The organism is Rossellomorea arthrocnemi (assembly GCF_904424705.1).
Classification (GTDB): Bacteria; Bacillota; Bacilli; order Bacillales; family Bacillaceae_B; genus Rossellomorea; species Rossellomorea arthrocnemi.
This window is the reverse complement of record NZ_CAJGBF010000018.1, coordinates 42,817-68,178: the sequence shown is the minus strand read 5'-3', so window position 1 is coordinate 68,178 and position 25,362 is coordinate 42,817. Positions and strand designations below refer to the sequence as shown.

Genomic DNA, 25,362 nt, shown 5'->3' with positions numbered 1-25,362 from the left:
AAATAGCGGAGTTATGCAAGGCTACCACTACCGGACCCGTGTCACACCGACAAAATATTTCTCACTTTAGGTGAGATATTAGTAGGGTTTTCCTCCCTGTTTTTGATATACTTAATCAGATAAACCAGTCGATAAGCAGAGGTGAATAGGTTGAGCAGGAAAAAAATGTACTCGTGGAGCTTACAAATTCTAATCATTCTTACCATTATTTATGTTTCAACAAAGATATCTTTTCTATTTGAACCGATCGTCGTATTTGCATCAACTTTATTTTTCCCGATCATCATTTCAGGATTTCTATATTTTTTACTGAATCCATTAGTCAATCTTCTGGTGAAAGCAAGGTTGCCGAGAACGATTGCCATCATCGTACTTTATGCGGCGATCATCGGGGCTTTGGTGTTAATCATAGGGAATATTGCCCCTGTCATTACCCGACAGGTGACTGCGTTATTTAATGCTCTTCCGGAATATGCACGACAAACAAGGAATTTCATTGAATATTTGTCTGAAACAGAGCAGTTTAAGTGGATGATGAACCAAAATTATGTTTCACTGAAGGATATAGAAAATCAGTTAGTGGATTTCGCCAATACTTTGCCGGATAATATCACCACTGCCTTGAAGGGATTATTGAGTGTGTTGACGAGTATCACCATCCTCATTGTAACCGTACCTTTTTTGCTGTTCTTCATGTTTAAGGATGGGCATAAATTTCCGAGGGCTATTTCGAGGTTTCTGCCTCCAGCATACCGCGAAGAAGGAATCAACACGTTAAAGGATACGAGCGAAACACTCGCCGCATACATACAAGGGCAATTGACCGTCGCCTCCTTTGTCGGAACACTGACATTTATCGGTTATCTGATCATAGGATTACCCTATGCATTGGTTATGGCACTTATTGGAGCCGTTACGAACATCATTCCCTTTATCGGACCGTTCATCGGCGCAGCACCTGCCATCATCGTTGCGTTGTTTGATTCACCGACGAAAGCGATATTGGTGGTTGTCGTTGTCACAATTGCCCAGCAAATTGAAGGGAATCTTCTTTCCCCCCTTATCCTGGGCAAACGTTTGGATACCCACCCTGCGACGATTATCATTTTATTACTCGTCGCAGGTAACTTGGCAGGGATATTGGGAATGATCTTAGCTGTACCAACCTACGCTGTGACGAAAACCATTGTGTTGAATTTAGTGAAGTTCATTAAATTACGAAAATCTTCTATACAGGAGTGAACAAATGGAGAAAACCGGGCAATCGCCCGGTTTTTTTATGGAGTGCTCTTTCTTTCCTTACATCTTTTTAAACATAATGACATGAGTACCTCTAGGTTCTATTTCAAAAACGTCACCAAATTGCTGCAGCCCCAATCTTTCATAATTTGGACCTGCGGAAGTCCTTGAATTGCACCACCACAATTCACAGCCTTTATTTCAAAGGATATCTCCACTGAATGCAATAAGCCGTTTCCCCTATTCCCATCCCTCTAAATTCAGGTAATGTCGCCATCCCCCGTAGACAAGTGGCGACCTCCTTCCAATCCCTCCTGTGGTGAGTCTTCGTCTTGCACTCCAATCAACAGCCAGAACCTGTTTATACATGGATTAAGCTTTAGCACCAAAAATTCAAAATCCGAACGAGTCAGATTTTTATCAAATCACTCGTTCGGATTTTTCTTTATCTGAAACCCTTTTGTCCCACCCTCTTCATAAAATCATTTCTTTTTAAATAATTTATCAGTGGCACCTTTTACGGCCTTACTTGCTGTATCGACAGTTTTACCAACCACTTTATGACCGGTATTGCTTACGTTTTTCACTAAATCTGAAGATGTGTCCGACACCTTCCCCACCAATCCACCTTCTCCACTGACATTTTTAATGATTTCATTTGCCGTATCTGCTGTTTTGTTTAAGAGTTCACTTGCCTGTTTGGATGTATTCTTAACTAAATCGCCTGCCGTGTTGCGCTTATCCTCACTCATGATGATTTTCCTCCCTAAAAAAGACTCATCACTATCTCTATGCATCGTGAATTCGAAGTATGTAAGCTTCTTGACATTCATTCTGGATTCCCCAAATAGTTTGTCGGCAAAAGAATTTCTCGTATCTCATTATCTATTTTCTCAACCCGATAAGCCGATGCTCTTTCTCTCGAACTCACCACTCTGTAGAGCTCTCCATCAATAAAATGCAAAGCTGCTCCATCATCTGCTGCATAGCCTGCTTTCAAATTTCCGTTCTGTATAAATGAATGATAAAGGGGGCGACGATTTTCTTCCCCGTCATAGTGAGGGGAATGGCTCCCTTTTATCAAACCCAATCCCTTAATGGTCTCTAATCCAATACCGAACGAATCGGTTGTTCCTTCTTCAAACCAGCAGATCGACCCTGCACTTAATCCTGCAAGAATGGTACCTGATTCCAATGACTTTCGTAATATCAAGTCAATCCCCCACTCCCTCCATAGGGCAAGCATACTTTTCGTGTTACCGCCTCCTACATAAATAATATCCTTTTCAAGAAGGAAACCTTCAAGGTCCCGGGTGCACGGCTTGAATAGAGAAAGATGTGAAGGTTCACATGACAGAGATGTAAAGGCTTTATAAAAACGTCCAATATAACTTTCTGCATCCCCACTTGCTGTAGGCAGAAAACATACTTTTGGATTTGATGCCTCAGCCTGCCCTACTATGTACTCGTCCAATAATAAGTTGCCTGGTTCCATTGAGAACCCTCCACCACCCATTGCAATTATTTGATTCATGAAATCTCCCCACTCTCCTTTAGGTATCATTATTTTACCAAAAAAACGGTGGAGGAAGTGATATCGGGATGGAAAATTTACACTATAAAAAAATCCCCTCTATCTTCTGATAGAGGGTTAATTGTTCTTTTATTTACCTGGTTCTGACCCTGTTTTTCTTTTGTTTTTCAACTTGGTCTCTTTTTGAAATGAAAGGAGCAATCCATAAGTCATGACGAGCAGGATAACGCCGAGCGGCAGTGCCGTTATGATGGTGGCTGCCTGAAGTCCACTGATACCGCCTGTCCCCATTAAGATGGCAGCAATTGCTGCTAAGATGATCCCCCAGCTGAATTTAACAAAGAATGGAGGGTTCAGACTTCCATTGGATGTTTGCATACCCAATACAAAAGTGGCAGAATCCGCCGATGTTACAAAGAAGGTGATGATCAGAAAAAGGGAAATGACCGATAGCACCCCACTTAACGGCATTTGATCATACACATAAAATAATGCTGTTTCCAAACTTTGACCTGCAACATCTATTCCCTGGACAAGATCAAAATACAATCCTGTTCCCCCAAATACCCCAAACCAGAGTGAGCAAACAATGGTAGGAACAATGATGACAGCAATAATGAATTCACGTACGGTTCTTCCCTTTGAAACCCTTGCAATAAAAGTACCAACGAATGGTGTCCATGAAATCCACCATGCCCAATAAAAAATTGTCCAATCCTTCACCCACTGATTGTTTTCTACGTTAAAAGGGGAAAATCGCAACCCCATACTAGGCAGATTCTGCACATAGCCTCCAAACGTTGTCAAAAACAATTCAAGAACAAATTGTGAAGGTCCTACAATGAGGAAAACAATGAATAACAATACTGCGAGAATCATATTGGCATTACTCAAATATTTTATTCCCTTTGATAAGCCCGTAGAAGCAGACGTAATGTACAGTACCGTTGCAATCCCCATGATGATAAGTTGGACGGTGAAATTAATCGGTATATCCATAAGATAATGAAGTCCGCTATTAATTTGTTGAGCTCCTATCCCTAAGGAAATGGCAACTCCGAAAATGGTGGCAAATACAGCAATAATGTCCACAACATAACCGATCGGACCATTCGCCCGATCACCAATGACCGGATAAAGCGTAGCGCTCATCAGACCGGGCATCCCTCTCCTAAACTTGTAATAGGCCAGTGCCAACGCAACCACGGCATAAATAGCCCATGCATGGAATCCCCAGTGGAGATATGTATACCTCAACCCGATTTTGGCAGATTCAATGGTTCCCCCTTCACCGAATGGAGGCGCAGCATAATGTGAAACAGGTTCAGAAACCCCGTAAAAAAGGAGACCGATTCCCATACCCGCACTAAACAGCATGGCAAACCATGTTAATGTAGAATATTCCGGCCTGTCCGTGTCCTTACCTAAACGAATCTTTCCATACTTACTCAAAGCAAAAAAAATAGCGACGATAAAAAAGAATGTGGCCGAAAATTGATAAAACCAGCCAAACTTATCAAGGAGAACCCCTTGAGTATTAGTCATTATATCGATCAACCCTTGAGGAAAAGTGACTCCCCATAAAACAAATATCACACCGATCGATATGGATATCCAAAACATTGGTGTAAAGTTCTTCAACTAGTTTCCCCCTCAATCCATCGTGTCAATTTCACATGCACGTTCAGATATGTAATAAAGAAATAAAGGCATGAACTTATTGATACCCTCTTCTGCAAGTATCTAAACTAGTAAGTAAATGGAAACACTTAGATAGTATAAACGCTAAAAAATTTCATATTTGGGTATCTTTTTTTCATATCCGGGCAAATTATAGGAGACGGAGGTGATAAAGATGACAAACAACAACAACAAACAACCGCAGCAACAGAAAAATGAAGCAGAATTTGCTCAAGAACAAAACGCTTCTGAAAGAGCTAAAAAAGCCGCTAAACAACAAAACCAACAAAACCAACAAAACAAATAATCTAACATAGTAACGTTTCCAATACTTAATGAGAGACCAGTCTGATGATTGGTCTCTTTCCTTTGTTGTTTTCTTCACCACTTATGGAACCAGGGAAGCTTAATGAATCTATTTCCATCCGCATCATTACATTTAATTCATTGATTCGTAATTCTTAATGGCATTTTCATTACACTCCACACGCCCACTATCCAATATACTTCCCTTGGTGTTTGTTGTTTCCATTTTTCATATATTAGCATATAAACAATGAACCGAGGTCAACAACGCAACATGAAAAAACCTCCCCGAAACCCTTTCGGAAAGGTTAATCACTACATTATTAAATTTATTCATGGATACCCTACCAACAATTCACGTATGCCTCTTTTTTTTGAATGGTTTATACGCAACAATAACGGCAATCACAGCGGATACCACATTGATGAATGTCCCTATCAGGTGAGAACCCCTATAACCGGCACTGTCATACATTTCGGTAATAATTAGACCGGTTATAATGCTTAATAGGAGGCTAACCCCCAGGAAAACACCTATAAAAACAAAAAATCTTTTAGCATTTTTCCACAACACTTTAACACTCCCTACGGAATGTATCATTCCGAATACTGTACTAGATAAGCAAGGTTTTATTAACTAATTTTTCGTATCTCCAGTAGGTAAATTACCGGAAACCTCAAGTCTGCTTTTCCCCATTAAAAACACAAACACCACCGCAACTCCAAGCGGTATCAAGGCGTAAGCAAACGTTGTTGTTATGGAGTCAGACATCGCGTTAGTGATCTTAGATAGAACAAGATCAGGAATCTTCTCACGCATCTCAGGCTCAAAGATACTTCTAGGGTCACCCTGAAAACTGCCCCCTGCTTCCTGTCCCTTGAAAGCACTTTCCAAATTAGAGGCAAAAAGTTTGGTTTGCAGTGTACCATAAATGGTTATTCCAATGGTCATTCCAAGTGAGCGGAAAAAGGCATTCGTCGAGTTGGCAGATCCTCTAAAGCGTGGTTCAAGCTTATGAATCGTTGCATTAGGCAGTAATGAAAATGAAAAACCGACTCCAAAACCACTAATGATCATGTAGAATGTCAAAAGCAATCGACTCGTATCCGGTCCCATTGTCGCCAGTAAAATCATACCTGTGATGAATGATATAATAGAAATCCACATAATATTACGGTAGCTTGCTTTCGACATCCGGATACCTGCTACTGCACTACCTGCTACTGAACCCAGCATCAATGGAGTCAAAATTAATCCTGCGTTTGTAGCCGAACCACCATACACAGCCTGTACAAAGATAGGGATCAGTATGGTCAAGATGATGAATGCAGCACCATATAAAAATGCAAGTGCCTGTGCGGAAGCAAATAAGGGACTTTTGAACATCCAAAAGGAAATGATCGGTTCCGATGCTTTTCGTTCGATCAATAAGAAGCTTACAAAGAATAAAAGAAAGGAACAGAACAGTCCAATTATTTGCCATGATGCCCATTGATATTCCTTGCCTCCAAATTCCAAGGCAAACATCAGGCTGACTACTGCGATTACTAACGTAATTGCACCACCCCAATCAATACGCTGATCTGATCTCTGAGGGGATTCTTTATAGGCAGTAATAATAAAAAAGAGAGAAAGCAGCCCAATGGGTACATTGACGTAGAAAATCCAGTGCCAACTGAAATGATCAGTTAAAAACGCTCCAATCAGAGGACCAAATACAGAAGCTGACCCGAAAACTGCCCCCAATAACCCTGTCATCTTCCCACGTTTTTCAGGTGGGAACAAATCAAATACAATCGTAAAGGCTATAGGAAGCAACGCCCCACCACCTATACCTTGAATCGCCCTGAATATACTCAACTGGACAATATCCTGTGCAATCCCACACAGTGCTGATCCAATTAAGAAGATGGAAAGACCGAATATGTAAAAACGTTTTCTGCCATACATATCAGACAACTTACCGAATATAGGCATTCCGGCCATGACTGCAACCATATATGCTGAGGTCACCCATACAAATTTATCCAGACCTCCAAGATCCGATACAATAGAGCCCAATGCCGTAGCAACGATGGTATTATCCATGGCAGACATGAGGATCCCTAACAATAAACCGGCAAGTGCCAGTTTCATATTACTATCTTTTGCAACCACTACGATCATCCTCCATCTATAAACAATCATATAACGTATATTTTATTATAGAACTTTCTTCCTGATTGTTAAAGACGCTTTTTGTACATAAGACTAAAAAAACAGAGTACGTCTGCTGACGTACTCTGTTTGAAATTATACGATTGGATTACTTTTGAACGTTAGCCGCTTGTGGTCCACGAGCGCCTTCAACGATTTCAAATGTAACGTCTTGACCTTCTTCTAATGATTTGTAACCTTCACCTTGGATAGCGGAGAAGTGAACAAAAACATCGTCTTGACCTTCAACTTCGATGAAACCGAAACCTTTTTCAGCGTTAAACCATTTAACTTTACCTTGTAACATAAAACATGTACCTCCTAGTGCAGTTGCACATAAAAATATTTATATTCCTGTTCTGATTAAGATTCAAGACGAATGTTTCTTCAATCGTGTATATTAACCGAACAAAAATAACTATCTTTACTATAGCAGACTTCCCTTCAAAACTCAAGGCAGGAATGGGTCTAATTGTAAAATGTATAGTCCGACTACTCTACCTTTATCCCTTGATTTTCTTTTGCATATAACTTTTTGATCAGCCGTATTTGACCCCTGTGATTGATCTCATCTTCAAACACATGAAACCATTTAAAAAAGTTATTACCCTTTTGCCCATACCACCAATCTGTTTCCTCATATAACCATGCTTCGTCCAATTTATTAAATTGATTAATCGTTTTATCCCTTGTACGTTGAAGGTTCTCCACGTAGTACTCGACAGCATGTCCTTTTATGCCCTCTGCTGCCTTGCTACCTAAACTTAATGCCGGCTCCAATTCCATCGCATATGCTTCTACTTCATCATCCGTCAATTTTTCAAATGTTAACGCCTGATAAATCTTTTCCACGGCATCGAAATGAGCGAGCAGCATCCCGATGGAATTCGCTTCATCATGACAACGGTAATCAAGCATGTCCACCGTTAAATTTTCAACCTCATGAAGAGAGGTGAATCTGGCATAATCCATCATGGAAAGTAGTAAAGAAAAGTCCTTTTTCATTCCATTTTTCTCTTTGATTAAGTACATTGAGTTCGATTCCATTTTATGTCCCCCTTGTGGTCTTCTTTTACTATATTGGATACAAAATGGAAATCTCCTTTATTTTTGTCTATTACAGTTTAAAAAGTCGAAATATACCTTCAGTGCATTTGGTCTGGAAAGGTCTTCAATACGTCCCTAATTTCTCTTAAAAGCTCTTCTTTTTGATCAACCTTAACCTCTACCTTCACTTCTTCCTTTCGCTCCACCTTTTTAAATATTCGGACGATGAAGAATATGACCAAGGCTATCAGAAAGAAATGAAAGAAATCCACTACATTTTGGATAAAGACTCCATAAGTAATGACAGCATCATCGACTGTAACTTTCAGATCCTTAAAACTGATCCCTCCAAGCATAATACCAAAAAGGGGCATAATAAGGTCGTCTACGAGTGATTTGATCATTTTACCAAATGCGGCACCGATGATCACGGCAACAGCCAGATCGACGACATTCCCTTTTACGGCGAACTTTTTAAATTCCTTCCACATGCTCATTCTCCTTTTTACCATAACTTCACAGCTGATTCTGTGCTATGTCCGGCTTGGTTTACCACAATTATACAAATTTATATGGTCCACCATTATTTATTCTGCTACACTTATCTTTCACACATTCAAGGATAAAAAGGAGGGATTTGCATGCTTTACCCTATCAGAATCCGAGCCGGCGCTATCATAGTGGAAGAAGGAAGAATATTATTGGCAGAGTTTCACGATGAGCAGAATGGAACTCATTACAACCTTCCTGCCGGTGGTGTTGAAGAAGGAGAATCGATAAAAGAGGCAGTCGCGAGAGAAGCGTATGAAGAAACCGGAGCCAGGGTAGAAGTTGAAACATTAGCATTCACATACGAATATGCCCCACACCTGAATAATGACCATTATGGACCGACACATACTGTTTCGATGTTTTTCTCTTGTAAGCGGACAGATCAACATTCTACTCTTTCACCGAGTCAACCGGATCCCACACAAACCGGGATCAAATGGGTTGCATTATCAGACCTTCATTCAATCATTCTCTATCCTATGATACAGGACCGGATATTGAAGTATATTCAAAATGAGGAGCAGGAAATATTTATAGAAGAAAATGAGCTTGCAAAGAAATAATCAAGTATGTACATATTCCACCAGCTTAATTCAGGGACCATCTGACAGTTTACCAATAGAGGTATCATGGTGTAGATTTGATTCATCTTATCTTTATATCTAACTCTAACCCCTGATATTTCTTGGGCTTTTGTTTCATACAATCATTACAATCTATATCTGCATCACACCGCAATCGCACCCTCTTATGTTACGATGAAAGAAATAAAATAGGAGGGTTGCTATTCATGTTTACAAAGATACCAAAGGAACAGAAAGATGAAATAATCGGAAGGATTCAAAGCTTTTACTATGAACAAACAGGAGATGAAATCGGGGACTTGGGGGCGGAAAATTGGTTTGATTTCTTTATGAAAGAAATTGGTCCCTTTCTATATAATAAAGGAGTAATGGATTCCAAAGACATTTTAATGGATAAAGTGCTTCTTCTTGAAGACGATCTGTATGCCTTAAAAAGACCATTAACCTCTAAATGAAGAACCTATATTAAGACTAGCAGGGTACTAATTACTGCTAGTCTTAATGTCATGGAGTACTTTGTCATCAATCCTGCCATTATCATTCACAATTTCAATGGTGACAGCTTCTTTATCATTGTTTTTTATTTCGCTTATGATCTTATGTATGTCCTCGCTCTTTTTAATATCAACTGTTTTTTCAACTTTGAACTCTTTTGAAGCCTCTCCTTCTTTATGGCTCTTCAGTTCTTTATCGGTATAGATTAAGTCGGTCCCCAATGCATTTTTGATTGTTTTTCCCTGTAGGAAAAAACGGGCACGAAACGGTGTATCCGGATCCAAGGCTTCATCCGATAATACTCCGGAAAAGGTGAGTGTTTCTGCTTTTTCGTTTACCGTCACACTACCCTTAATAATCATGTCTGCTGCATTCCGATTGCATCCGCTTAATAAGATAATTAAAAATATTCCTGCGATCATTACTGCTTTTGATGCATTCACTTGTTGGCCCCCTTATATGTATGTGCACTATTATCTTACCAAAAGAACAATAAAAAGCGCCAGAAACAATTCTTTTTCATCCTTTTTAGAAGTCATGTTGTTTGTACCATGGTGAAACTGTGGCAATGAAAGAGTGGATTGGTAAGGAGAATACCGGGAGAGTCATACTGGAGTCTTGACCTATTTAAGTTACTATTCACGATCAAGCAGCTTTCAAGAGTGAAACTATATAAGAATAGGCGGGTAATTGGACCAACGGCCTCCATGTAATGTTCAATCAATACATGAGGTGGGATTTCTTTAAGTCATTCTATGATTACAGACCATTCATTCAATATTTGATTCGTACATACCAATCCCTTAGCACCATGTTGAATTGTATTACCCAATTCCCAATCCAGGGACTACTTTTTGAAATGCTTATTACATACTGCCTTCAGGATAAACATTTTTTCCTGCATGCTTAACATTCTCCAGCATTTAGCACGAATGATCATGACTTTTTCCCCTTTCCTCTTTTTCACATTTTCATGTTACTTCTCTTTACCTCCTCCTGACCATTTACAAACCATTCAATTTGCTACAAATTGACAAACAAAAATACTTTCTCCGACAGATTGCACTATCAAAGAAAGTATTAAATCGAAACGGATGTCAATACATACAAGTTAATGTAGAATTTCTTTTTCGCTATTTTTGTTTTGGCTTCCTTAAAAGGCTATGATAGCAATTTAACAAAGTGGTGCAGGACACGGGCGGTGAGTCCCCAGATGACTTTGTCTTCATAGTAGTAGAAATGTTCTTTCATATTTCTAGCTTGCCAGTCGTAGTTTTCCCCACCTGGAATTTGTTTGTATGGAAAGCTTTCTTCAGGTTCCATTTTGAATTTGATATTATACAATTCCGGTTCTTTTTCACACAGATAAGAAAGTGGTGTGGTAAAAATCTCTTCTACCTCGGCTGGATTCGGCTGCAAGTCTTCCAATGCAATATTAAGCTTCCCTACATAAGGATAAATGATGGTACCAAATGGAGATACGATATAATCAAGGGGATATATGTCCGAAATGAATCCCTCTTGAATCCCAAGCTCTTCAGATGTCTCCCGTAATGCAGCTGCCCTGTCATCGGAATCTTTCCGGTCGATTCTGCCTCCTGGAAAACATATTTCCCCGGGTTGTCTCCGCATATTCAAAGAGCGGACTTCAAAAAGCACATGAATATTCCCTTTTACTTCAATCAAAGGAAGTAGAATAGCAAATTCAGAAAATGTTTCACTTCCCAACACTTTAGGCGTTCTACCCTTAAAACGCTCCAATAGCTCGATCACATCCATTCTATTCCCTCCCCTCACGATAATCTATTCTATGATTTTCTTTATTATAGTATGAACGGAAGTTAACACCAAACCAAACGCGTCCAATGACTTTAATTCCACTTATTCCCATATACACTATGAATCTATGATATACTATTTTAGGACTTCTCGAATCAAGAGAAAACCATCAGTAAATAGAGAAAGGATATGAAAACATGTTTGGAAAAGTTGCTTCAGATGTATTAGGTTTAAGTGATATCGGTACAGTCATAAAGCCTGGAGATTATGACAAAGCCGATTCTGATGATTATATTATGCATGAGGATGGAGAAAAGATTTATTTCTTGATCAAATCCAAATCCGATGAATACTGCTTTACAAACAAAGCTCTCATTCACCTGGACGGTACCAGTGCCGCAAGCAAGAAACGGGTGCTCCGCCGCCTGGATTACTACAAGTATCAAATCTCGAATGTTCTTCTTGAAACTGCTGGGACAGTAGATCTGGATGTAGAGATCAAATTTAAAATCGGATCGGAAGTCTACTCCATCGATGTTCATAAAAAACATTTAACAGAAGTGAAAGACTTATATAAATCCCTCATTAAGATTGGTGAAATCACTACTGACAATAGTATATATTCTTCCTTTGCCAATGAAAGCCTTCAGCTTGCTTCCTCAACATTGGGACAAGTGAAGACAGATGAAGTGAACGTGGCTGAGCAGTTTAAAAACGTCAATCTATATGCTTTCAATTGGCTGACGGATAAGAAAAACGAGTTTTCCCTTAAAGATTTCGGATTTGTATTCGAAAAGTTCATTCAGAATTAAATGCATTCATCCGGCTGGGAATTCCCAGCCGGATGATCCTTATGGGTTTTTCGGTGCATAAGTCCCTTTCCATTCCTGAACCCCATCATCCTCTATGATTCCTAATGTAACATCAGCGATATCAGGATCGGCTATTAATTTGTCCTGGATGGCAAACTTTACATCATCTGCTTCAGAAAGAGGCATTCCCCTCTTCAATTCAAGATACGATTCAACATGGTAATATCGGCCTTCCTGAGTGATTCTCATTTTAAAAATATCAATGACCGCTTCATGTTCAAAGATGGCAGCAGCAATCCTTTCTTCTACTTCCTTTGGTGCAGCAACACCAATCAGACCGACCATATTATCATATCCTACGCGAAAAGCAACCCCCACCATTAGAATTCCAATCATAATCGTCACAATACCATCCAGGAGTTGGTACGAAGAGAAATAGGAAACAAGTACTGCTATCATGGCAAGGATGGCACCTGACACAGCTACTAAATCTTCATAGAAGACAAGTCGTGTTGGCGGTGCTGCCCGTTTTACGTGTTTGAACGCACCTGTCACAATTCCTGCTCCTCTGCTTTCTGCACGGGCTTCCTGACCAATTTCCTTCATTACTTTAAAGAGGATTGTTCCATCAATGATGATGTTCAACAGGAGCACCAATACATTGACCCAAATACCTTTGACTTCAGCGGGATGTTTAAGTAAATGAAACCCTTCACGTATCGTTTCATAAGCCATGACCGATACGACGATGACAGCAATCATACAAAATAAATTGATAACCCGTCCGAAGCCCGTAGGGAACTTTTCTGTGGGCTTTTTCTCTGAAAGTACACTTCCGATAAATACAAAACCTTGATTGACCGCATCTGCTAACGAGTGCATGGCGGAAGCAAACATAGCCCCGCTCCCACTGATAAAGAAAGCTGCCCCTTTTGCAATGGCGAGGATCCCATTCCCCACCATGGCAAAGAACGAGGATTTATTTCCTTTTTTCATTAATGAAAGAAAAGACTCATTACTCATTGGCTCACCACCTTACGTTACGATTTTTAAAACCTAATAGGTAGTATCTCTCAAGTCTGTACTTTCATAAGTCAATTGACGAACCTTTTATGCTTTTCTATACTGTAACAATGAGTATGAATAATAATGAATTCGAATCTAATAATGTCAGGAGTACAAACCATGGATTTTACCATTCAGCATCTTTCCTTTTATTTAATCCAGGTAGAAGGAAAAGGCGAGGAAGCAGATAAACGGCATAAGCACTTCCAAACGCTAACCGGGGGTGAGTATGAAGAGAGCCCCCTGAAAAGCTTCCTGGATGGGGAGCTTGTAAAGATTGTCAAACGAAAGGTAGATCGTCATTCAAAGTCAGAATCTGCCCCAACCAAAATTGGCCGATTTGTTGTCGAACCAGGTCATGAGCTGACTTCGAATCCAAACTATAATTTATTTCACCGTACCCGCTTTGCTGAAAATAAAGAGGATTTTCGTGAGTCATGCGATCAGATTGTTCAAATGTACATAGAGGCGAGCGCCATTCGAGGCGGCGCATTTTTAGTAGCTGCAGCAAAGCTGACCAAATTTTTTGATGACCCTTTTCTATTTATAATGAAATGTGATTTTGAACCAAAAGTCGCCACTATTACGGATGAAGCCACCCTGATTCACAATGTAGAAATGGCGATTACGACGAAAAATATGAAATCAATTCAATACCCCTACATGCCTGAAGAAGGCATGATGGACTCTGCCGAAATCAAAATCCATCAAGCATCACACGCCAGATACTTTGAAGATTTCTTGAAATGGGTGGAATATGAAAAGTCAATGCCCGAAATCGTGAAATCCCAAGTATACGGGATGGTCAAGGACCATATTTCAGAAACCTATGCTGAAGAGAGCGATGAACGTGTTGAATTTGAAGAAGCGGTGGAAGAATGGGCAATAAGTCCAAAACGTGAGCTTCAGGAAAGGTTTACAACTGAACAAGTGGTAGAAGCCACCTCCCAAATCGTCGAGCAATCACCTGAAGTCGAATTGAAGGTTAAACTGGATCATGTCTCCGTTAAAGCTCTACTTTCCGACTTTGGTGACAGCATTCATCTGGCGAAAGTGAACGGTCGATATGTCCTGATGATCGAAAGCGAGTCCGTCATGTTTGAAAAAGGCTTCTCCCCTCTTGAATTTTTAAAGCCTGATGAGCTGCATGAAGTGATTCAACGAATACAAGAGAAAGAATAGTTTTGTTCATGTGTAAGAGCATGGCTATTTTATGCCTTTTCTGGTGAACACATTTTCACCACTATCGAAACTTCGGTCTTGTGAAAAAATGGATAATGAAATAAAATTTAGTAAGATAATGCTTTCTTAGGGAATTGGGGATCAGATGCTTACTACTAAACAGCTCCAAGATATTAAAGAACTTCAAAAAATATGCGAAAATCATGAACGTATCAACTTAAAATTAAATTGGGATATGTTGAAAAAACGACAGAATGATCAGGATGATTTTTTGCTTTACAGGAAAAATATACTGGTTGGATTTCTGGGGCTTTACGGATTTGGAGACTCATTTGAATTATGTGGAATGATACATCCGGATTTCCGACGTCATCACCTATTTCAAGAACTATTCCAACAGGCATTACAATCTATACAATCACGTCCAGTGAACAAGCTCTTACTTAATGTTCCTGGATCATCTGTTTCTGGAAAAGGGTTTATATCCTGGACAAAAGCTTCCTATGATTTCACAGAATATGAAATGAAGTGGAATAAGATAAATTTGGTATTATCCTCTGATCCTGTCAGTCTAAGAACGGCGGGTGAACAGGATATCAAAACAATCATTGATCTTGATGAAAAATGTTTCAATGTTGTCAGAACTGATGCTGAATCCTACACAAAAAGATTATTCGATGAATCACCCGAAGGCAACCTCATGATTATCTCTGATGAAAAAACGGTTGGAAAGATCAGGGTTCAAAGAACGGAAAAAAAGAGCTCCATTTATGGCTTTGCGATTTTCCCTTCTTTTCAGGGAAAGGGAATAGGGAGAAAAGCATTGTCTCAGGTGGTGATGCAGGAATCGAATTGGACCGATGATATTTACCTGGATGTGGCGGCAACGAATAGCAAGGCTCTGAAACTTTATGAATCAAGCGGATTTCAATCCTTTTATAGTCAGGAGTATTATCAATACCCTATTCGATAAAAGGAGACAGCCCAGTGGTCTATTCAGCCACTGGGCCATTTATTAATAAAATTTGTGTTCAATTTTCCACATATCCTCAATCGTCAATACACCATGGGAGTAAAATGGGAGCTTTCTTTTATCCGTAGGGGATCCGGGATTGAATAAAAGAACTCCTTTCATGAAGCGGGAGAAAGGAATATGTGAGTGACCGAAGATAATCACGTCCACATCACCTTCTTCAAATGCTTCCAGAGCTCTTTTTTCTGTTGTTTTTTCCTTTCCGTCCCCATGTACTACACCAACCTTCAGGCCATTCCTCTCGACGATTCTTTTTTTCGGAAGAAGGGATTGAAGTTCAGGGCTATCGACATTACCTACAACGCCAATCAATTCCCCGTACTCCATGAATTCCTTATAGACGTCAAGGGTTTTAAAATCTCCTCCATGAATGATGAGATCACTTTCCATAAGATCTTTCTGAAGAATAGCAGGTAGTTCCTTCCCTTTTCCAGGCAAATGAGTATCGGAAACAATGACAATCTTCATTTCAATCTCCTTTTGGCTTTTCTCTGGTTTTTAGGATTATATTATGTCATAATTCCCCCAAAATGCAACATCACATCCCAGGTTTCATTTACAAGATTTTGTGGAAAAGAGAAGGAACGAACATCTTTTGATTCTAAAAACAGTATTGGAGGTGATGCCCTGTTGTTTTCGATCCAAAGGCAATTCAAGCTTCCCAAAGGGTTCCTTGGCTGGCTTGCGGGAAAAGTGATGGAGTATGATAATCGCAAAATAAATAACTGGTCCATTAATCAGTTGTCGATCCATAATAGTGAAAAGATTCTTGAAGTTGGATATGGACCGGGATATTGTATCCGACGGATTTCTAAACTCTATCCGGATACCTTAGTAGATGGCGTCGACATTTCGGATACCATGAAAGAAACCGCCCAAAGCAAGAATGAGGATGCAATAGAGAGAGGCAGGGTTCGCCTGTTTGTTCAGGACATCAGTCAGTTTGAGTTAAACGAAGTTCTGTATGATCGAATCTTTTCCGTTAATAATTATCCGTTATGGAGGGATCAGAAACAAGCACTGAACCATTTATATAAGATGCTTAAAAGAGATGGTACCTTGCTCATCACGGTCCAGCCACGGGGGGAGGAAGAATCCGACAGCAGGGCCAGAGGCTATGGAGAAGAAATATCCCATGCATTAAAGGAAATAGGATTTAAACACGTTGCACTTTCCTATAAAAAAGTTAAGCCAGCTTTGACTGTAAGTGTCAGAGGTGTAAAGTAGCCACTTCCTGCAAGAGGGAATATAAAAATAAACAGCCGGTCCTCTAGAGGACCGGCTGTACCATTTTACTCTTGACTGCTGCCATCTTCAGAATTACTTTCATCTGTGTTACCTTCTTCGTCCATGTTCTCTTCCGTATCTGTGTCATCTTCTTTGGCGTCGCTGCATCCGGCTGCAAATGTTACTACTGATAGAGCTGTCATTACCATTAATAACCATTTTTTCATACTTTTCATTTTCATAGCCTCCTGTTATGATGCTTTGTTCAACTACATCTCTATCATACTGCTATTTCATGGAAAAAGAAGGCTATTTACCTTTATTTAACATACATTTAGAATCTGTTAATCTACTTCCTTAGATCTTTACAAATATCATCCTTTCAGCTTTACGAATTTAGCTCCGATTAATTCTTCTATTTCATCAAAGGAATCCTTCTTGATCAGGTCGATAATTTTGCTACCGACAACAACTCCATCACAGTATTCACTCATATTGCGCACATGTTCAGGAGTGGATATTCCAAATCCGGCAAGAACCGGTACAGGACTGCTATCCTTTAGTTTGACCAAATGGGCTGGTATATTGTCAGCAAACCCATCCCTTGTTCCTGTGATCCCATTAATGGTGACAGCATATAGGAACCCTTCCGTAACGGAGGCTAATTCGCGGATTCTTTCTAATGGACTTGTAAGGGTAGCTAACTGGATAATGGCTATTCCATTTTCTCGTGATGGATTCCTGACAAGATCATGGTGCTCGAGGGGCAGGTCCGGAATGATGACTCCGTCGACACCCACTTCTTTACAATCCTCAAAGAAGCACTCCACACCATATTTGTATATTGGGTTGATATACGTCATAAAGATTAAAGGAATCCCGATTTCTTCTCTTCTTTCCATTAACACTTCAAACACACCTTGAAGTGTCGTTCCATTTCCAAGTGCCCTCTTGCCTGCTTCTTGTATAGTCGGTCCATCGGCGACGGGATCGGAGAAAGGGATCCCTACTTCGATAGCCGTCGCTCCTCTATCTTCCAACATCTTCAAAGTGGAAATAAACGTTTCCATTCCTCCATCCCCTGCCATCACATAAGGAATGAATAACTTATTTCCTTTTCCAAGTTCGGCTTGAAACGTATGATCCAGAAATTTTTTACCCATGTTGGCTACCTCCCAGTAAATCTTTTACTTGTTCAACGTCCTTATCTCCCCTGCCTGACAGGCAAATTACAATGGATTCATCTTTGGACATATTTTCTGCTAATTTCACCGCATACGCAACGGCATGTGAACTTTCCAATGCCGGGATGATACCTTCTGTCTGGGATAATTGTTTAAATGCATCCAGTGCTTCACTGTCAGAAATGGACGTATAATGCACCCGCTCAACCTCCTTCAAGTAACTATGCTCCGGTCCTACTCCAGGATAGTCAAGACCGGCTGAAATAGAATGGGCTTCCTGAATCTGCCCTTCACCATTTTGAAGCAGGTACATCATGCTGCCATGAAGAATTCCAACTGTTCCCTTCGTTAAGGTGGCCGCATGTTTCTCTGTTTCAACACCGCTTCCAGCCGCTTCGACCCCGTAAAGGTCCACTTCCTTGTCATCAATGAACGGGTGGAACATTCCGATGGCATTACTCCCCCCTCCTACACAAGCTACGATTGCATCGGGAAGGCACTGTTCTTTTTCGAAAAATTGTTTCTTTGTCTCTTTTCCAATGACACTTTGAAAGTCCCGGACCATTTTCGGAAATGGATGTGGGCCCAATACGGACCCGATAATGTAATGAGTATCCTCGACGTTAGCGACCCAGTAGCGAAGGGCTTCATTGACTGCATCTTTTAATGTTCCGCTTCCCTGGGAGACACTTACGACTTTTGCTCCCAGTAATTCCATTCGGAATACGTTCAGTTTCTGCCTGCGGATATCTTCCTCCCCCATAAAAATGACGCAATCAAGATTTAAGAGGGCACAAACGGTTGCAGTTGCGACTCCATGCTGCCCTGCTCCCGTTTCCGCCACAATTTTTCTTTTCCCCATACGTTCAGCAAGCAGGGCCTGACCGATTGTATTGTTGATTTTATGAGCTCCTGTATGATTCAGGTCCTCACGCTTCAAAAATATTTTCGCTCCACCAACCTTCTTGCTTAAATTCTCAGCAAAGTAGAGAGGAGTCTCTCTTCCTACATAGTCCTTTAAATAGCTTTGAAGCTTCTCTTGAAATTCTTTGTCCAAAGATGCTTCATCGTAAGCCACTTCTAACTCCTGAACAGCTTTCATCAATGTTTCAGGTACGTATCTTCCCCCGAATTGTCCAAATAACCCTTTTTGATCTGGTTGTGTATATAGCATCATAACTCCTCCATTCCCTTGTTTTCTGTATCGTTAAACTGATTTCACTTTCCTAACAAACGATTCGATCTTCTTTCGATCCTTTTTTCCATCCGTCTCCACTCCGCTTGAAACATCAACCATAAAGGGACGGACCTTCAAGATCGCTTCCCGGACATTTTCCGGGTTCAACCCCCCTGCAAGGATTAATTGATGAGAGAGAGGGATTGCCTCTACATATTCCCAATTAAACGTCGTTCCGTTCCCTCCACGAAATGGCCCCTTTCCACTATCTACCAAGACCAACTCTCCAGGATATTGATCCATCCCGATTATATCCGCTTCTTCCTTTATCGGAATCGCCTTGATCAATGGTAAGTCGATATTTTCACAAAATGAAACAGATTCTTCTCCATGAAGCTGCACAAAATCGAGATTCACGGTACTATAAATTTCCTTCAAATTCTCTTTTGATTCATTTACAAATACACCAATCTTCATTATATGAGGAGGAAGTGAAGCACTAATCCGGGCAGCTGTTTCCACATCTATTCTTCTTTTACTATCGGCGAATACAAATCCTACAGCATCCGCCCCTGCATCGCATGCCCATTGAGCTTCTTCCACCCTTCTGATTCCACACACCTTCACTTTGGTCATTTCATCACGTCTTTTCTCACTTGCAGGGAGGAAAGCACCGTTTGTGGATCATCACTTTTCATTAAGGTTTCCCCTACAAGCACACCACTGGCCCCTGCATGTACCGCCCGTTGGCAATCGTTTTTATCCCTTATTCCACTTTCACTTATTAATACGACATCATATCCATTAACCATAGAGCCAAGAGTTTCAGTAATCTTCAGATCCACCTCAAAGGTTTTTAAATTACGATTATTGATGCCAATGATGGTAGCTCCCATGTTCAGTGCTACTTTCATCTCCTCTTCATTATGAACTTCAACCAGAATTTCAAGACCAACCCTCTCTGCATATAGATATAATTCTTTCAATCTATTAAATGGCAAGGCTGCAACGATTAATAGAATGACATCGGCCCCTGCATCTTTCGCACGGTCAATCTGGATTTCATCTATGATGAAGTCTTTACAAAGAATCGGGATCGATACTGAACGGCGAACATTCGCAAGATCCTCTGTTTTCCCTTTAAAGAAAGGTGTATCAGTCAAGACAGATACGGCACAAGCTCCTGCTTCTTCATAAGTTATTGCCTGCAACACCGGATCCACCTCTGTTCGGATGTCCCCTTTGGACGGGGATGCCCTCTTTATCTCTGCAATCACTTGCAGAGATAAAGCAGATTTTAACGATTCATACAAAGATCTTGTCTGGGTACCTTTATGATGATAGGATTTATATCCATCCCTTTTTAGCTCGTTTACTTCTTCTTTCTTCTTTTTAAGAATAGTTTCCAGAATGGTAGACAATTAAATCACCTGCTTTCGACCTTGTTGGCTAAAGTGCACCAGAGATTGGAGTTTTTCGTTTGCCCGACCGCTTTTTATACTTTCTCTTGCAAGCTTTACACCTTCAGCAAAAGTAGATGCTTTGCCATGTGCAAATAATGCGATGCCTGCATTGAATATGACCGTATCCGTGTAGGCTCCTTCTCTCCCTTGCAAGACCTTCTGTAAGATGCTGGCGTTGTCCCTTGCATCCCCCCCTTTTATCTCTTCGAGGGTATAAGCTGGAAGACCGACGTCCTCCCCAGTTAACGTGAATGAAGTGGTTTCCCCTTTTTCCAAAAACACGAGATGATTTTCACCTGCCAATGAGGCTTCATCCATGTAATCTGCGCCATTTAAGACAATTGCCCTTTCTCTTCCTAATTCGTGTAATACATTTGCCATCATTTCTAATTTATCTCTTCGGTAGACTCCTACAAGCTGGGTTTGCAATTGAACCGGATTCGTTAACGGACCGATAAGATTGAAGATGGTGGGGATCTTTAACTCCTTCCGAACTTTCATTATTTTTTTTAGTCCCGAGTGGATATGGGGTGCATATAGAAAGGCAATATTGATTTCTTTCAATAGACTCTCCACTTCATTTGCCTGAAAGTCGAGAGAAATCCCCAGATGTTCAAGCACATCTGCACTTCCCGTTTTGCTGGATATACTTCTATTTCCATGCTTTGCGACTTTTACTCCAGCACCTGCCAGAACAAACGCACTTGTAGTACTGATATTAAAACTCTGCGATCCATCTCCTCCTGTTCCACAGTTATCCAATACACCCTTCAAGGTACTTGTAATCGGCATCGCTTTTTCTCTCAACACTTCAACGAGTGCAGTGATTTCATCCACTGTTTCTCCTTTCATTTTTAAAAGGGTAAGGAAACAGGCAATTTGACTCTCTGAGGTTTCATCAAGCAGCAGTTCCTCAACCGCTTTTCTCATATCATCTCTCTCTAATGAATGACCGTTAGATAACGCTTGTAGATAGTTTTTCACGGTTATTCTCCTTTCTCATCTCGGCTAAAAAGTTTTGAATGATTTCTTTCCCTGTTTTCGTCCCGATGGATTCTGGATGAAATTGAACTCCAAATAACGGATATATCCTGTGCTTTATTGCCATGATTTCTCCATCATCCATGGAAAGTGCGACTGACTCTAATGGTGATGGCAGGGTCCCTTTTTTGACCACTAATGAGTGATACCTCATCACTTCCAACGGCTGAGTCAGATATGCAAATACACCGTCGCCATTATGTTTAATGAGCGATGTCTTACCGTGCATCACTTTCTCTGCAACTTCGATCGTTGCACCAAATGCTGCTCCAATCACTTGATGACCTAAACAAACCCCTAAAATCGGCACGCTAGCGTGAAAATTCTGTATAATAGAGGTGCAAATTCCCGCATTTTCGGGTTTCCCTGGTCCCGGGGAAAGAATAATCCCTGAAGGATTCATTTTCTTAATTTCGTCCAATGAAATGGCGTCATTCCGTTTTACGACTACCTGTTCACCAAGCTGTTCTACATATTGATAGAGGTTATACGTAAACGAATCATAGTTATCAATGAGTAAAATCATCCTGTTACCTCCAATAAAGATTTTGCTTTATTTAGTGTTTCTTCATACTCGCTTTCAGGATTTGAATCATACACTATGCCTGCTCCAGCTTGAACATTTGCAATACCATTTTTCAGCACCATCGTTCGTATCGCCAAGGCGAAGTCCAGATTCCCGTTAACTCCGATATATCCGACAGCACCTGAGTAAACTCCTCGTTTCACAGTTTCAAGTTCATTTATAATCTGCATCGCCCTGATTTTCGGTGCCCCGCTTACCGTACCAGCAGGCAAACAGCCCGATAATGCTTCAAGGGGGGTTACCTCTTCTTTCAATTCTCCTTTCACCTCTGAAACAATGTGCATCACGTATTTGTATCTCTCAATGGTTAAGTACTTGGATAAATATATAGATCCAATTTTACATATCCTTCCTAAATCATTTCTTCCTAAATCAACAAGCATTCGATGTTCAGCCATTTCCTTTTCATTTGACAGTAATTCTTTGCCGAGCTGCCTATCTTCATCTACTGTTTCCCCTCTTCGTCTTGTCCCTGCAATCGGATTCGTTGTAATCTGACTGCCCTGAACTCTCAGCAGGCTTTCTGGAGACGCCCCCAATACGACATATTCTTCAAAATCGATGAAGAACATATAAGGTGACGGATTTGACTTTCTCAAGCTTCGATAGAAAGTGAATGGATCACCCGAAAAAGAGGCTTGCAGTCGTTGAGAAAGCACAACTTGAAAAATCTCACCTTCCTTTATAGAATGCTTTGCTCTTTCCACTTTTTCCATAAATTCATCCTTGGATGTTTGAGCATGAAAGGAAAGTCGGTCCAGTTTGTCTTTGTAAGTATCTAAATACACATGGGTCAACTCAGCCTCGATTCCCTCCACTTTTTCCTGTAGATTTTCATCTGTATCCTCTGTCCACCGGTCCAGGACAACGATGAATACTTTATGTTCAAGATGATCGAATACAATCACTTTTTCATAGAACATAAGGTGAATGTCCGGCATCTCCAATTCATCTTGGGGAGTGATTCCAATTTCTTCATATTGCCTAATCACATCATATCCCAAGTATCCAATGCCTCCACCTGTGAATGGAAAGGGTGCATCCTGTAATTGATGATGGGGGATAAGGGTTTGAATCATATCAATGGGGTCCCCAATTCTTTCCTCTATTTGATCAGAAGAAGCTCCTATGAACTGTACGGTATTCCCATAAGCCTTACATTCCAAAAAGGGATCGCTTCCTACAAATGAATATCGTCCCGATTGTTCGTGTTTCAGTGAGCTCTCCAATAAAAATTTCTTTTTCCCCTTCAATGATTGGAAGAGTGATATAGGAGTATACATATCACCATTCAATTCTTTCACCACGTAATTAAGTTCTTGCTGCTTCATCATTTTTTGCCTCCCATTCGCTCTACCTTATTAAAAATCCATAAAAAAAGTCCTCTATGAACAGAAAATCCTGTTCATAGAGGACGATGCTGACCGCGGTGCCACCTCTGATTGGGATACAATTTCGCATCCCCTCTTGATTCAAGTACGGAGTGAATCACCCGATACTCTATCCCTATAACGGTGGAATTCCGTATGATCCTACTCTCATTCAGATCATCTCTCATAAGTCCATTCCAGACAAGCTATCATGCTAAGGTCTCACTACCCTTAACTCCCTGTTATGCATCACTTGAATGTACTCCTCTTATTCAACGATTTATCATATTTAGTTATAAAAAAAAGGCATCCTGGTCCATTTACATTATGTAAAGGACGGGATACCCGTGGTGCCACCTTTGTTGACTGCTTATACAGTCCACTCAATCGTATCGAAGCTGAATGCTTGAATACGCGTCTTATGTAACGATAAGACATTCGCCAAAGCCTACTCCTAACGTTTCGGTTTGGAAGCTCGGAAGTCCATTCCCTAGGATCAATCACACTGGTTCTCACCAACCACCAGCTCTCTACAGTGTCGATACTAGGTACTCCTCTTCGTCAAAGCCATTCGCTCATTTAATTAATTGTTTATTATACTAATCGCTTTTCTCCAGGATGTCAACTATTTATAGTAAATAATATTCTGTATTTATAAAATGGTTCACACAATGGAAATCATCATGGAATCACAAACGCGATTATAACCGATTTCCATATAAATTTTGTTCGATGTGGGATTATCCAAATCCGTATAGAGAGAACAAAACGAGTGTTTTTCCAATAATAAACGGCTCAGTTCTGCTACAACAGAAGATGCGTATCCCTTTTTCCTGTTTTCTGAAGGGGTGTATACAAAATTTACAGTAATGCCGTTTTCCGTTCTTCTTGCCCCCCGTGCCATAGAAACAGGTTGTCCGTCCACTTCCCAGAAGAAAACATATGGTTCAGTTCCAATCATATCTTTTGCCCGTTTAAGCGCTTCGTCAGTTGACATGGATATAACTTCTGTATCTGCGACAAATTCACTGATCCACCTAGCCAACAGCCCCTCTTGACCTGAACGTATGGGAACCATTTTTCCATCGCTTAAGGGAATGTTATTCACCTTATTCAATTGGTAAACACGTTGCTTCATACGGATGTTGAAACTCTCTCCCGTTACGTGACACCATGCATGAGTCAACTGAAGTGCGGTTTCTTTCTCAGCAACAAAACCGGGAATCGTAATAGTGGAATTCTCACAAAACGCTTTGAGCAGTTCGGCTATTCCCTGAATTTCTTCCTTCCCTATTTTCAGAGTACAGACAAGGTAATGAGGGGGAGTCATGATGAATGATCCCACTACTTTGTCATCCTTATTTTCCACTAAAAGAAGAAGGGGATCTTTATATTTGTCACTCGTTCTCATCGTGTTCAACAAACCCAAAGGCAAGTTATTCGCCGCTTCATTTTCCATTAAAAAGGAATGAACCTTATCGTGGAAGGATGTCGGGTCCTTATACTGTGTCAACTTATACATATTTATCACCCCATCCCAACATTCGACATGCTTGATCGGTATTCCTGCTTTATTCCAGAAGCTTTTTCCCTGCTATGGAGTGGAGAACATGGCAGCCACTCACAGACAATCCGATGGTTTCAGCACCTGGAAAGACCAAGAAGAGTCATACCCAAATATTTTCTGGCGGAGTCTTGTTCGAAAGGCTCCTGTAGAGTGCAAGTTCATTGGATGATCCCCGTCATTTCTAATCAATGTATCCCTCCCAAAAAAACACAAAAAGACGAGGCTGGGACAAAAGGGTTTCA

Annotated in this window: 28 protein-coding genes and 2 other annotated features; of the genes, 8 read left to right on the top strand and 20 right to left on the bottom strand. The window is 40.5% G+C overall.

Annotated features, from left to right (window positions below; all coding sequences use genetic code 11):
- The first annotated feature begins 150 nt into the window (after nt 1-150).
- A complete protein-coding gene (locus tag BAA9072_RS19035) occupies nt 151-1,242 on the top strand; it encodes an AI-2E family transporter (RefSeq protein ID WP_201716256.1) in 1,092 nt (363 codons plus the stop codon).
- A gap of 479 nt (nt 1,243-1,721) precedes the next feature.
- On the opposite strand, the gene BAA9072_RS19030 is transcribed toward BAA9072_RS19035, so the two are convergent.
- The 3 genes from BAA9072_RS19030 to BAA9072_RS19020 form a co-directional block, all read right to left on the bottom strand.
- The gene (locus BAA9072_RS19030; RefSeq protein ID WP_230980941.1) at nt 1,722-2,072 is read right to left on the bottom strand and encodes a hypothetical protein; all 351 of its coding nucleotides are present in this window, start codon (nt 2,070-2,072) and stop codon (nt 1,722-1,724) included.
- Entirely contained in the window at nt 2,069-2,773 is a 705-nt protein-coding gene (locus BAA9072_RS19025; RefSeq protein WP_201716255.1) for a Type 1 glutamine amidotransferase-like domain-containing protein, read from the bottom strand. Before BAA9072_RS19025 ends, BAA9072_RS19030 begins: the two co-directional genes overlap by 4 nt.
- 129 nt (nt 2,774-2,902) lie before the next feature.
- Nucleotides 2,903-4,414 (bottom strand): glycine betaine uptake BCCT transporter, encoded by a 1,512-nt coding sequence (locus BAA9072_RS19020; RefSeq protein ID WP_201716254.1) that lies wholly within the window; start codon nt 4,412-4,414, stop codon nt 2,903-2,905.
- Between the two features lie 214 nt (nt 4,415-4,628).
- On the opposite strand from BAA9072_RS19020, the gene BAA9072_RS24560 reads away from it, so the two are divergent.
- Nucleotides 4,629-4,760, top strand: a complete 132-nt coding sequence (locus BAA9072_RS24560) for a hypothetical protein (protein WP_269139970.1) — start codon at nt 4,629-4,631, stop codon at nt 4,758-4,760.
- Between the two features lie 636 nt (nt 4,761-5,396).
- On the opposite strand, the gene BAA9072_RS19015 is transcribed toward BAA9072_RS24560, so the two are convergent.
- From BAA9072_RS19015 to mscL, 4 genes are all read right to left on the bottom strand, one after another.
- Nucleotides 5,397-6,917, bottom strand: coding sequence for an MDR family MFS transporter (locus tag BAA9072_RS19015; protein ID WP_201716253.1), 1,521 nt, complete (start codon nt 6,915-6,917; stop codon nt 5,397-5,399).
- 148 nt (nt 6,918-7,065) lie between these two features.
- Nucleotides 7,066-7,263: a cold-shock protein CspD gene (gene cspD, locus BAA9072_RS19010; protein WP_032088076.1), complete on the bottom strand. Its 198-nt coding sequence runs from the start codon at nt 7,261-7,263 to the stop codon at nt 7,066-7,068.
- 185 nt (nt 7,264-7,448) lie between these two features.
- Nucleotides 7,449-8,003 (bottom strand): DinB family protein, encoded by a 555-nt coding sequence (locus tag BAA9072_RS19005; protein ID WP_230980940.1) that lies wholly within the window; start codon nt 8,001-8,003, stop codon nt 7,449-7,451.
- Between the two features lie 98 nt (nt 8,004-8,101).
- On the bottom strand, nt 8,102-8,494 hold the full coding sequence (gene mscL / locus BAA9072_RS19000; protein ID WP_201716252.1) for a large conductance mechanosensitive channel protein MscL: 393 nt from the start codon (nt 8,492-8,494) through the stop codon (nt 8,102-8,104).
- A gap of 150 nt (nt 8,495-8,644) precedes the next feature.
- Here mscL and BAA9072_RS18995 point away from each other — a divergent pair, with 150 nt between their 5' ends.
- Both BAA9072_RS18995 and BAA9072_RS18990 read left to right on the top strand, forming a co-directional pair.
- On the top strand, nt 8,645-9,118 hold the full coding sequence (locus BAA9072_RS18995; protein ID WP_201716251.1) for an NUDIX domain-containing protein: 474 nt from the start codon (nt 8,645-8,647) through the stop codon (nt 9,116-9,118).
- A 227-nt stretch (nt 9,119-9,345) separates the two neighbouring features.
- On the top strand, nt 9,346-9,594 hold the full coding sequence (locus BAA9072_RS18990; protein ID WP_201716250.1) for a DUF2164 domain-containing protein: 249 nt from the start codon (nt 9,346-9,348) through the stop codon (nt 9,592-9,594).
- Nucleotides 9,595-9,621: 27 nt separating this feature from the next.
- Here the strand turns inward: BAA9072_RS18990 and BAA9072_RS18985 are convergent, their stop codons facing one another.
- Nucleotides 9,622-10,077: a hypothetical protein gene (locus BAA9072_RS18985; RefSeq protein WP_201716249.1), complete on the bottom strand. Its 456-nt coding sequence runs from the start codon at nt 10,075-10,077 to the stop codon at nt 9,622-9,624.
- A 718-nt stretch (nt 10,078-10,795) separates the two neighbouring features.
- The gene (locus tag BAA9072_RS18980; protein ID WP_201716248.1) at nt 10,796-11,413 is read right to left on the bottom strand and encodes an NUDIX hydrolase; all 618 of its coding nucleotides are present in this window, start codon (nt 11,411-11,413) and stop codon (nt 10,796-10,798) included.
- A gap of 197 nt (nt 11,414-11,610) precedes the next feature.
- Between BAA9072_RS18980 and BAA9072_RS18975 the strand changes: the two genes are divergently transcribed.
- Nucleotides 11,611-12,225: a PH domain-containing protein gene (locus BAA9072_RS18975; RefSeq protein WP_201716247.1), complete on the top strand. Its 615-nt coding sequence runs from the start codon at nt 11,611-11,613 to the stop codon at nt 12,223-12,225.
- Nucleotides 12,226-12,264: 39 nt separating this feature from the next.
- Here BAA9072_RS18975 and BAA9072_RS18970 read toward each other — a convergent pair whose 3' ends face one another.
- Nucleotides 12,265-13,248, bottom strand: coding sequence for a cation diffusion facilitator family transporter (locus BAA9072_RS18970; protein WP_201716246.1), 984 nt, complete (start codon nt 13,246-13,248; stop codon nt 12,265-12,267).
- A gap of 162 nt (nt 13,249-13,410) precedes the next feature.
- Between BAA9072_RS18970 and BAA9072_RS18965 the strand changes: the two genes are divergently transcribed.
- The gene (locus BAA9072_RS18965; protein WP_201716245.1) at nt 13,411-14,472 is read left to right on the top strand and encodes a DUF3900 domain-containing protein; all 1,062 of its coding nucleotides are present in this window, start codon (nt 13,411-13,413) and stop codon (nt 14,470-14,472) included.
- A 145-nt stretch (nt 14,473-14,617) separates the two neighbouring features.
- On the top strand, nt 14,618-15,445 hold the full coding sequence (locus BAA9072_RS18960) for a GNAT family N-acetyltransferase (protein ID WP_201716244.1): 828 nt from the start codon (nt 14,618-14,620) through the stop codon (nt 15,443-15,445).
- Between the two features lie 42 nt (nt 15,446-15,487).
- Here BAA9072_RS18960 and BAA9072_RS18955 read toward each other — a convergent pair whose 3' ends face one another.
- Nucleotides 15,488-15,973, bottom strand: coding sequence for a metallophosphoesterase family protein (locus tag BAA9072_RS18955; protein WP_201716243.1), 486 nt, complete (start codon nt 15,971-15,973; stop codon nt 15,488-15,490).
- 162 nt (nt 15,974-16,135) lie between these two features.
- Here BAA9072_RS18955 and BAA9072_RS18950 point away from each other — a divergent pair, with 162 nt between their 5' ends.
- On the top strand, nt 16,136-16,732 hold the full coding sequence (locus tag BAA9072_RS18950; protein WP_201716242.1) for a class I SAM-dependent DNA methyltransferase: 597 nt from the start codon (nt 16,136-16,138) through the stop codon (nt 16,730-16,732).
- A 65-nt stretch (nt 16,733-16,797) separates the two neighbouring features.
- Here BAA9072_RS18950 and BAA9072_RS18945 read toward each other — a convergent pair whose 3' ends face one another.
- The 9 genes from BAA9072_RS18945 to BAA9072_RS18905 form a co-directional block, all read right to left on the bottom strand.
- Nucleotides 16,798-16,974: a hypothetical protein gene (locus BAA9072_RS18945; protein ID WP_201716279.1), complete on the bottom strand. Its 177-nt coding sequence runs from the start codon at nt 16,972-16,974 to the stop codon at nt 16,798-16,800.
- Nucleotides 16,975-17,106: 132 nt separating this feature from the next.
- Complete coding sequence (gene trpA, locus BAA9072_RS18940; protein WP_201716241.1) at nt 17,107-17,895, bottom strand: tryptophan synthase subunit alpha; 789 nt, start codon at nt 17,893-17,895, stop codon at nt 17,107-17,109.
- Entirely contained in the window at nt 17,888-19,090 is a 1,203-nt protein-coding gene (gene trpB, locus BAA9072_RS18935) for a tryptophan synthase subunit beta (protein WP_201716275.1), read from the bottom strand. The genes trpA and trpB overlap by 8 nt, the downstream gene beginning before the upstream one ends.
- A gap of 33 nt (nt 19,091-19,123) precedes the next feature.
- A complete protein-coding gene (locus tag BAA9072_RS18930) occupies nt 19,124-19,729 on the bottom strand; it encodes a phosphoribosylanthranilate isomerase (RefSeq protein WP_201716240.1) in 606 nt (201 codons plus the stop codon).
- The gene (gene trpC / locus BAA9072_RS18925) at nt 19,726-20,514 is read right to left on the bottom strand and encodes an indole-3-glycerol phosphate synthase TrpC (RefSeq protein WP_201716239.1); all 789 of its coding nucleotides are present in this window, start codon (nt 20,512-20,514) and stop codon (nt 19,726-19,728) included. The genes BAA9072_RS18930 and trpC overlap by 4 nt, the downstream gene beginning before the upstream one ends.
- A complete protein-coding gene (gene trpD, locus BAA9072_RS18920; RefSeq protein ID WP_201716238.1) occupies nt 20,515-21,540 on the bottom strand; it encodes an anthranilate phosphoribosyltransferase in 1,026 nt (341 codons plus the stop codon).
- Nucleotides 21,512-22,123: an anthranilate synthase component II gene (locus tag BAA9072_RS18915; protein WP_201716237.1), complete on the bottom strand. Its 612-nt coding sequence runs from the start codon at nt 22,121-22,123 to the stop codon at nt 21,512-21,514. The genes trpD and BAA9072_RS18915 overlap by 29 nt, the downstream gene beginning before the upstream one ends.
- On the bottom strand, nt 22,120-23,517 hold the full coding sequence (gene trpE / locus BAA9072_RS18910) for an anthranilate synthase component I (RefSeq protein WP_201716236.1): 1,398 nt from the start codon (nt 23,515-23,517) through the stop codon (nt 22,120-22,122). Before trpE ends, BAA9072_RS18915 begins: the two co-directional genes overlap by 4 nt.
- Before the next feature lie 73 nt (nt 23,518-23,590).
- Nucleotides 23,591-23,838, bottom strand: a binding site (T-box leader).
- 44 nt (nt 23,839-23,882) lie between these two features.
- Nucleotides 23,883-24,127, bottom strand: a binding site (T-box leader).
- A gap of 90 nt (nt 24,128-24,217) precedes the next feature.
- Nucleotides 24,218-25,075 (bottom strand): GNAT family N-acetyltransferase, encoded by an 858-nt coding sequence (locus BAA9072_RS18905; protein ID WP_201716235.1) that lies wholly within the window; start codon nt 25,073-25,075, stop codon nt 24,218-24,220.
- Nucleotides 25,076-25,362 lie beyond the last annotated feature (287 nt).

What these genes read in the sequence shown, in the direction of transcription:
- BAA9072_RS19030 (WP_230980941.1), bottom strand. Translation starts at nt 2,072, where the DNA reads ATGAATGTCAAGAAGCTTACATACTTCGAATTCACGATGCATAGAGAT.
- trpA (WP_201716241.1), bottom strand. Translation starts at nt 17,895, where the DNA reads ATGGGTAAAAAATTTCTGGATCATACGTTTCAAGCCGAACTTGGAAAA.
- BAA9072_RS24560 (WP_269139970.1), top strand. Translation starts at nt 4,629, where the DNA reads ATGACAAACAACAACAACAAACAACCGCAGCAACAGAAAAATGAAGCA.
- BAA9072_RS18965 (WP_201716245.1), top strand. Translation starts at nt 13,411, where the DNA reads ATGGATTTTACCATTCAGCATCTTTCCTTTTATTTAATCCAGGTAGAA.
- BAA9072_RS18975 (WP_201716247.1), top strand. Translation starts at nt 11,611, where the DNA reads ATGTTTGGAAAAGTTGCTTCAGATGTATTAGGTTTAAGTGATATCGGT.
- BAA9072_RS19005 (WP_230980940.1), bottom strand. Translation starts at nt 8,003, where the DNA reads ATGGAATCGAACTCAATGTACTTAATCAAAGAGAAAAATGGAATGAAA.
- BAA9072_RS18980 (WP_201716248.1), bottom strand. Translation starts at nt 11,413, where the DNA reads ATGGATGTGATCGAGCTATTGGAGCGTTTTAAGGGTAGAACGCCTAAA.
- BAA9072_RS18995 (WP_201716251.1), top strand. Translation starts at nt 8,645, where the DNA reads ATGCTTTACCCTATCAGAATCCGAGCCGGCGCTATCATAGTGGAAGAA.
- BAA9072_RS18970 (WP_201716246.1), bottom strand. Translation starts at nt 13,248, where the DNA reads ATGAGTAATGAGTCTTTTCTTTCATTAATGAAAAAAGGAAATAAATCC.
- BAA9072_RS18930 (WP_201716240.1), bottom strand. Translation starts at nt 19,729, where the DNA reads ATGACCAAAGTGAAGGTGTGTGGAATCAGAAGGGTGGAAGAAGCTCAA.
- mscL (WP_201716252.1), bottom strand. Translation starts at nt 8,494, where the DNA reads ATGTGGAAGGAATTTAAAAAGTTCGCCGTAAAAGGGAATGTCGTCGAT.
- BAA9072_RS18905 (WP_201716235.1), bottom strand. Translation starts at nt 25,075, where the DNA reads ATGTATAAGTTGACACAGTATAAGGACCCGACATCCTTCCACGATAAG.
- BAA9072_RS18955 (WP_201716243.1), bottom strand. Translation starts at nt 15,973, where the DNA reads ATGAAGATTGTCATTGTTTCCGATACTCATTTGCCTGGAAAAGGGAAG.
- trpB (WP_201716275.1), bottom strand. Translation starts at nt 19,090, where the DNA reads ATGCTATATACACAACCAGATCAAAAAGGGTTATTTGGACAATTCGGG.
- BAA9072_RS18915 (WP_201716237.1), bottom strand. Translation starts at nt 22,123, where the DNA reads ATGATTTTACTCATTGATAACTATGATTCGTTTACGTATAACCTCTAT.
- BAA9072_RS18960 (WP_201716244.1), top strand. Translation starts at nt 14,618, where the DNA reads ATGCTTACTACTAAACAGCTCCAAGATATTAAAGAACTTCAAAAAATA.
- BAA9072_RS18990 (WP_201716250.1), top strand. Translation starts at nt 9,346, where the DNA reads ATGTTTACAAAGATACCAAAGGAACAGAAAGATGAAATAATCGGAAGG.
- BAA9072_RS18945 (WP_201716279.1), bottom strand. Translation starts at nt 16,974, where the DNA reads ATGAAAATGAAAAGTATGAAAAAATGGTTATTAATGGTAATGACAGCT.
- cspD (WP_032088076.1), bottom strand. Translation starts at nt 7,263, where the DNA reads ATGTTACAAGGTAAAGTTAAATGGTTTAACGCTGAAAAAGGTTTCGGT.
- BAA9072_RS19025 (WP_201716255.1), bottom strand. Translation starts at nt 2,773, where the DNA reads ATGAATCAAATAATTGCAATGGGTGGTGGAGGGTTCTCAATGGAACCA.
- trpE (WP_201716236.1), bottom strand. Translation starts at nt 23,517, where the DNA reads ATGATGAAGCAGCAAGAACTTAATTACGTGGTGAAAGAATTGAATGGT.